2 protein-coding genes are annotated in these 825 nt (G+C 56.4%); both read right to left on the bottom strand.

The genetic code is table 11. The features are described from left to right. On the bottom strand, window positions 1–556 hold a 556-nt coding region (gene tssL, locus ABR397_RS22920), incomplete at its 3' end, for a type VI secretion system protein TssL, short form (RefSeq protein WP_350307719.1). Further along, window positions 553–825 (bottom strand): type VI secretion system baseplate subunit TssK (gene tssK / locus ABR397_RS22925; protein ID WP_350307720.1); only part of this gene is annotated, 273 nt, incomplete at its 5' end. The genes tssK and tssL, both read right to left, overlap by 4 nt.

An 825-nucleotide genomic window follows, 5' to 3' on the forward strand; every position in this document is an offset into this window, starting at 1 on the left:
GCCAGGCAAAAGACGGTAAGATTCTGACCAGCCCAGGCGAGGGCTGAAAACTGTCGAAAGGTAAGATGTGTTGACTTAAGCGGGTGATCAGTTGTTCACGTATCAATGACGTGTCCTCCCGGTAATCCCCTTGGAATCCCAGCAGCAATACCCGGTGAAAACAGGTCAGGACCGCCTGATCAGGCGTCGGTCCATCCAGAACCGTACGTATCCGCTCATATAACCGGTTACCCGCTTCAGCGGTGCCAAAGAAATGGGCCTGCAACGAGGTGGCGCGCCAGGCTGCATAGCCCTCGTCCGGCGCCCGTGTCAGTACGGTTTCATCCAACAGGGCACACAAAGCATAACGGATGTGTCCCTTTGCAGCGTCACTGACGCCGGCAGCAGACAGCGCCCCCTGCGCCTGTTCTATCTCGTCGAGACAGTGTTGCCATACCGTGCTCCCCTGATCCACTGGCACGCCCTGGCGCAGTTTGGTGACCAGTAAGTAGCTGTTTTGCAACAGGGCATCAATATCCGGTGACGATTTTTTAGTGAATAAGTGTGATGGATTCATGTTCTCAAGACCGCAAACAGTTCAAGCTGAATATCGCCCAGGACATCGGACACATAGAAAGCACAGGTTCCCGCCGCCAGCATGGCTTTCGCCGCCGGATGGGACAGGTCAAGGGCAAAATACTGGTTCTCCAGCCGCAATGGGACCGCCGCCGGGACATGATTCATCGCCACCAGCGGGATCCCGGTCAGCGCCCGGTTAATCATCTGGTTAACCTCATCCGGCGCCCCGGCTTTACACAACAGCGGAAACCGGGTTTGCAACTGGTG

Source organism: Photorhabdus viridis, assembly GCF_040256935.1.
In the GTDB taxonomy this organism is placed as follows: Bacteria; Pseudomonadota; Gammaproteobacteria; order Enterobacterales; family Enterobacteriaceae; genus Photorhabdus; species Photorhabdus viridis.